Source organism: Rhodococcus sp. (in: high G+C Gram-positive bacteria) (assembly GCF_049286785.1).
Taxonomy (GTDB): domain Bacteria; phylum Actinomycetota; class Actinomycetes; order Mycobacteriales; family Mycobacteriaceae; genus Rhodococcus_F.
This window is the reverse complement of record NZ_JBAQEO010000649.1, coordinates 1-5278: the sequence shown is the minus strand read 5'-3', so window position 1 is coordinate 5278 and position 5278 is coordinate 1. Positions and strand designations below refer to the sequence as shown.

The 5278-nt window shown below is 64.6% G+C and carries 4 protein-coding genes and 1 pseudogene; 4 read left to right on the top strand and 1 reads right to left on the bottom strand.

Annotated elements, in window-relative coordinates; all coding sequences use genetic code 11:
* The 3 genes from WAW17_RS23450 to WAW17_RS23440 all read left to right on the top strand — a co-directional run.
* The coding region (locus tag WAW17_RS23450; protein ID WP_422335300.1) for an oxygenase MpaB family protein at nt 1-575 on the top strand (575 nt) is incomplete at its 5' end.
* Nucleotides 576-691: 116 nt separating this feature from the next.
* Complete coding sequence (locus tag WAW17_RS23445) at nt 692-1549, top strand: glycosyltransferase (RefSeq protein WP_422335299.1); 858 nt, start codon at nt 692-694, stop codon at nt 1547-1549.
* Between the two features lie 28 nt (nt 1550-1577).
* Entirely contained in the window at nt 1578-3248 is a 1671-nt protein-coding gene (locus tag WAW17_RS23440; RefSeq protein WP_422335298.1) for an amidase, read from the top strand.
* 169 nt (nt 3249-3417) lie between these two features.
* Here the strand turns inward: WAW17_RS23440 and WAW17_RS23435 are convergent, their stop codons facing one another.
* The gene (locus WAW17_RS23435; protein WP_422335297.1) at nt 3418-3900 is read right to left on the bottom strand and encodes an Lrp/AsnC family transcriptional regulator; all 483 of its coding nucleotides are present in this window, start codon (nt 3898-3900) and stop codon (nt 3418-3420) included.
* A 267-nt stretch (nt 3901-4167) separates the two neighbouring features.
* On the opposite strand from WAW17_RS23435, the pseudogene WAW17_RS23430 reads away from it, so the two are divergent.
* Nucleotides 4168-5278 (top strand): annotated as a pseudogene (locus WAW17_RS23430) (pyruvate dehydrogenase); the annotation flags it as partial.

The window sequence follows — 5278 nt, the reverse complement described above, 5'->3', positions numbered from 1 at the left end:
AGTACGACATCGACAACGATGACATGCTCTACGTGCTGACCACATTCATCTACGAACCGATCGACTGGATCGACCGGTTCGGGTGGCGCCGGATGACGCCCAACGAGCGTCTGGCATGCTTCTATTTCTACCGTGAGGTGGGAATCCGGATGGGTATCAAGAACATTCCGGAGAGTTTCGAGGACTTCTACCGGTTCAAGGTCGAGTACGAGCAGAAACACTTCCGGTACACCGAGGACAACCATCGGGTCGGCAGCTATACGCTGAATCTATTCTGTTCGTGGTTCCCGAAGCCGCTCCGGCCGGTTGTCGCCCAGGGTGTGTATGCGCTGCTCGACCCGATGATGCTGACTGCGTTCGGGTTTCCCGCCGCACCGCTCTGGTTGCAGAACGCGGCGAAGCGGTCGCTCGAGATTCGCGGAAAGTTGGTGCGCCTTCTGCCGCCACGCCGGGTGTCGAAGGCCGCGCGGGACCAGCACAATCGAAGTTATCCGGGCTATCCGGTGGGTTATCGTCCACGGGACCTCGGGGCCGATCAGAACAATGATCGAGGGTCGCGTAAGCAGGTTGCCTGATCATCGGTGCCCCTGGACGTCCGCTCGTCCAGGGGTGCCGGTGCTCCTGCCCGCGTGGGCGAATCCGTTCCTCATGACCCGAGCGTGACTGGGCGGCCGGTGTTAGTGTCGGGTCTGTGGATCCGATCACGCTGTCCGTCGTCATCCCTGCATTCAACGAAGAAGCTGTCATCGGCCCGTGCCTCGAGGCTCTTGGATCTCAGATCGACGAGATCGACGAGATCGTTGTGGTCGATAACAACTCGACCGATGCCACCGCGGAGATCGCCGGCGGAATCGACGATGCTCACGACAAGGTCCGGGTGATCTCGGAACTCGAGCCCGGTCTGATTCCGGCCCGCAACACCGGAATCGGTGCGGCGAAGTTCGAGATCGTGGCACGAATCGATGCAGACACGATCGTCGAGCCCGGCTGGGCTGACGCAATTCGTTCCTTCTTCGGCTCCGCAGACCCTGCATTCGCCGCTGCGCTGGGCCCCTTCACTCAATACGACATGCCCCTTCAGGGCATCCACAGGCTGATCATGGGTGCAGCGGCAGGTTCGAAGGGCGACACCGGAGTCAAGGAAGTCAGTGGTCTCTACGGCGCGAACATGGTGATCCGAAAGACCGCCTGGGACGAGATCGCAACTTCCTTGAACGAGGGACAAGGCATCTGGGAAGACCTCGACATCTCGTTGTCGCTCGCCGCCGCCGGGTACAAGATGGCCTTGATCGACGGAATGAGGGCCCGGGTATCGGGGCGTCGCATGCAGAATAGCCGCCGACTGTACTGGGAATACACGGCGTCTCTCCCGCGGACACTCAGGTTGCACGGCAAGCCGGGCCAGGCCCGGCTGTCGTGGATCTCGGTGTTGCTCTCACGAACCATGTACCTGGTGTTCTGGATTCCCTCGCGCACATACGACCCGAACACGCGCAGACACAGCTTCCGGAGGCTCTTCGAGAAGACCGAGGAACGAATTATTCCATGACAGTGCGCTCGCGGGCATAGGCCGCAAAGTGGCATCGAAGATTTCACGTCGCCTCTTTCTCGGTACTGCGGCCTGGGGCGCCGCTGGCGTTGGGATGACACGCGCACCGTCTGCGTACGCCACATCGCCGCGGTCGTTGCCGGCGCCCGGGGACATCACCGAAACCGACCCAGGGCTGCTCAGTGCAGTCGAGGCGGCGAGCCTGCTCCAGGCACGCGCCCTGCACCCGCGCGAACTACTCGACGCATGTCTTCGGCGCAGTGCCGATTCGGACGGGGACGTCAACGCGTGGGCGCGCATCTACCCGGAGACGGCTTACCACGCGGCCGAGCAAGCAGCGCAACGTCTGTCCCGGGCGGCCGCCCGCGAGACCGGCGAGACGGTACCGCTAGTGTGCGGTCTGCCCCTCGCTCTGAAGGATCTCTATGCGGTGGCGGGCCTGCCGTTGACCGCGTCGAGCAAGGTACTCGAGGGCAATATCGCTGCGGGAGACTCCGGGGTGTGGCGGCGCCTTCGTGATGCGGGAATGGTCCTGATGGGGCACACCCACACCCACGAATTCGCGATCGGTGTGTCCACGCCCAGAGTCGGCAATCCTTGGAACCCCGCGTATTCGGCCGGTGGGTCCTCGGGTGGAAGCGCGGCGGCGCTGGCCGCCGGATTCGTTCCACTCGCGACCGGCACCGATACCGGAGGCTCCCTGCGTTTTCCGGCCAGCATGTGCGGGGTGTCGTCGATCAAGCCCACGTTCGGCCGGTGCAGCATGGCCGGCGTCATACCCCTGACATGGACGCGCGATCATGCCGGCCCGATGGGCCGGAGCCTCGCCGACGCATCATTACTACTCACGTACATGGCGGGCTACGACGTCGACGACCCTTCGACGGGTGCAGGTCCGGAAGCGCCTCGCGGCGGATATCCGTTGTCCGCGCAGCGCGGCAGCAACCCTCTCGGCGGCAGGAGATTCGGAATTCCGATGCGAGAGGCCGGCAAACTGACCGGTTCGCAGGCGCGCCTCTTCCAGGAATTCGTAAACGTGGTCCGACAACTGGGCGGGGTGACCGTCGATGTCACGATGCCGTCCACGCCGTCCGGTCTACTCGTGGGTGACATGGCCGAAGCAGGCGCCTATCACCAGCAGTTCTCGGACCGCCTCGGGCTGTATGACACGGACAACGCGATGCTGGTCGCCGCGTTCATCGCTGCCCTCGCCGGACCCGTTGCCGATTTCTTGGTACTCGAACGTGACCGGATGCGGTTTCGCGGTGACTACAACCGGATGTTCGACGAGCACCGACTCGACGCGATTGTCTTGCCGGGAACCACCGTGGACGGTGCGAAGCGGACGCAGTTCATGGACGTGAGCGTCTTCTCGGCCGGCATGGGGGACGTTCGCTGGGCCAATTACGTCGGTGCTCCCGTAGTGCAGACCCCCGTCGGCCGGTCGTCGGAGACAGGAATCCCGTTCGGTGTCCAATTGGGCGGACGGCCATGGGGCGAAGCCGAATTGATCGCACTGGGTCTCGAGGTGCAGGAGGCCCTTCCCGCATGGCGCGAACGGCCGACGCTCCCGGTTCGCCGGCGGGAGATTACGGAAGTGGCGATGGTGGCACCGTCGGCCGGTCCCGACGCGACCAACACTCGTGGTGCGGCGGCACCGTTCCATTCACTGCCGACGAATTCGGTAGCGGGCGAATAACAGCGTGCCTCAGGTGGGAGCCGCCACAGGCGACACGATCACCGGCGACGGGTGGAGACTCCCACCCTACCGCTGATCGCGACGACGGGGACCGAGTCAGTCTGTGCGTCGGCGAGCGGGGTCACGTCACCGACTTGCCGACTTGTCAAAATGCTGACGACGGCTGCCGTCACGACTTGTCAGCGAGCTGTTGCAGGAGCGGGGTGAGGCGGTAGTCGACCAACTTGCGCATGACGAGCGCCGTGGTCGTCTGCTCGACGCCGTCGATGTCGAGGATCCGGCCGGCGATCCGGTAGAGGTCGTCGGCGTCGCGGGCGACGACGTGGACGAGAAGATCTGTGACACCGCTGAGTCCGTGTACCTCGACCACTTCGGGGACACTGTCGAGCGCGTTCGCGATCTGCGACAGTTTGCGCTGGGTCACGCTGGTCATAATGAACGCCGTCAACGGGTACCCGAGAGCGCCCGGGTCGATGCGACGTTCGAACGAATGCAGCACTCCCTGCCGCTCGAGCTTGCCGAGCCGGGCCTGCACGGTGTTCCGGGACAGGCCGGTCTTGTCGGCGAGCGCGATCACGGTTGCTCGGGGTTCCTCGTTGAGTGCGCCGAGGATCTTGGCATCAAGGGAATCGATGGTGGTCGTCTTGGGCATATTGCCAACCTCCAGGTGGGGTGTGCGTGCAGTGGTTCGCAGAATGCTGAAGTTCTGTGGGCGGTATTGCTAGAAGTGTATGCCGATGGTCGACTGTATCGAGAGATCTGCACAGAATCTCTCGATAGACGGGTGGTGCGACGCCGCTCCGTGGTGGGTTCGGCCCCAGAAGGTCCGCCTGCCGGTCACCACCGATCCGCCTCGCTCACAACCTGGGCGCGAGCGGAGCGGTTTCGGTGCCAGGAACTGAAGGCAAGGACGGAAACTATGAACGACACCCGCACGGTCGACCACAGCACGACGCAATCCACACCGCACGCCACCACGCCGGACGCGCTTGTGGAGATCGAACAGCGGGTGTTGTGGTTGTCGACGTCAATGATCCATCACGCCAACCGGGTTCGCCCGAATCCCACGGGGCTGAAGGTGGGTGGGCATCAGGCGTCGTGCGCGTCGATGGTGTCGATCATGACGTCGTTGTGGTTCGAGCAGCTCGGTCCCGGGGACAGGGTGTCGGTGAAGCCGCACGCATCCCCGGTGCTGCACGGCATCAACTATCTGCTCGGCGAGCTGGGCGAGTCGTATCTGACGACGTTGCGGGAGTTCGGCGGGTTGCAGTCCTACCCGAGCCGCTCGAAAGACCCTGATCCGGTGGACTATTCGACCGGTTCGGTCGGCATCGGCGCGACGGCCCCGATCTGGGGTGCCATCGCCCGCCGCTACGTCGCCACCACGATCGGCGGCGCCGGCACGGGTCGCCAGTACTCCCTCGTCGGCGACGCCGAGCTGGACGAGGGCGCCGTGTGGGAGGCGATCCTCGACACCTCGGTCGCCGAACTCGGCGAAATCGTGTGGATCGTCGACCTGAACCGGCAGTCCCTGGACCGGGTGGTCCCGACCATTGCGGCCGGCCGGCTCGAGGCGATGTTCTCGGCCGCCGGGTGGCAGGTGATCACCGTGAAGTTCGGGACCCTGCTCGAGTCGTTGTACACCCGTCCCGGCGGACCGGCGCTACGGTCGCGAATCCTGGACATGCCGAACCCCGAGTATCAGCGACTGCTGCGGTGCAGCGCCGACGAGTTGCGGGTGCGGCTTCCCGGTGGCGGCACCGATGCCGCCGCGATCGCGTCGCTGATCGGTGGCCTGGACGACGACACTCTGCTCCGCGCGATCCGTAACCTCGGCGGTCACGACCTCGACGCCCTCCGTGCGGCGTATGCGCAGATCGACGACAGCCGTCCGACCGTGATCATCGCGTACACCATCAAGGGCCGCGGACTGCCGACGCAGGGACACCCGCAGAATCACTCGTCCCTGCTCACGGTCGAGCAGTACGAGCAGTTGGCCGACGAGCTGGGTATGGACCCCGCGAACCCGT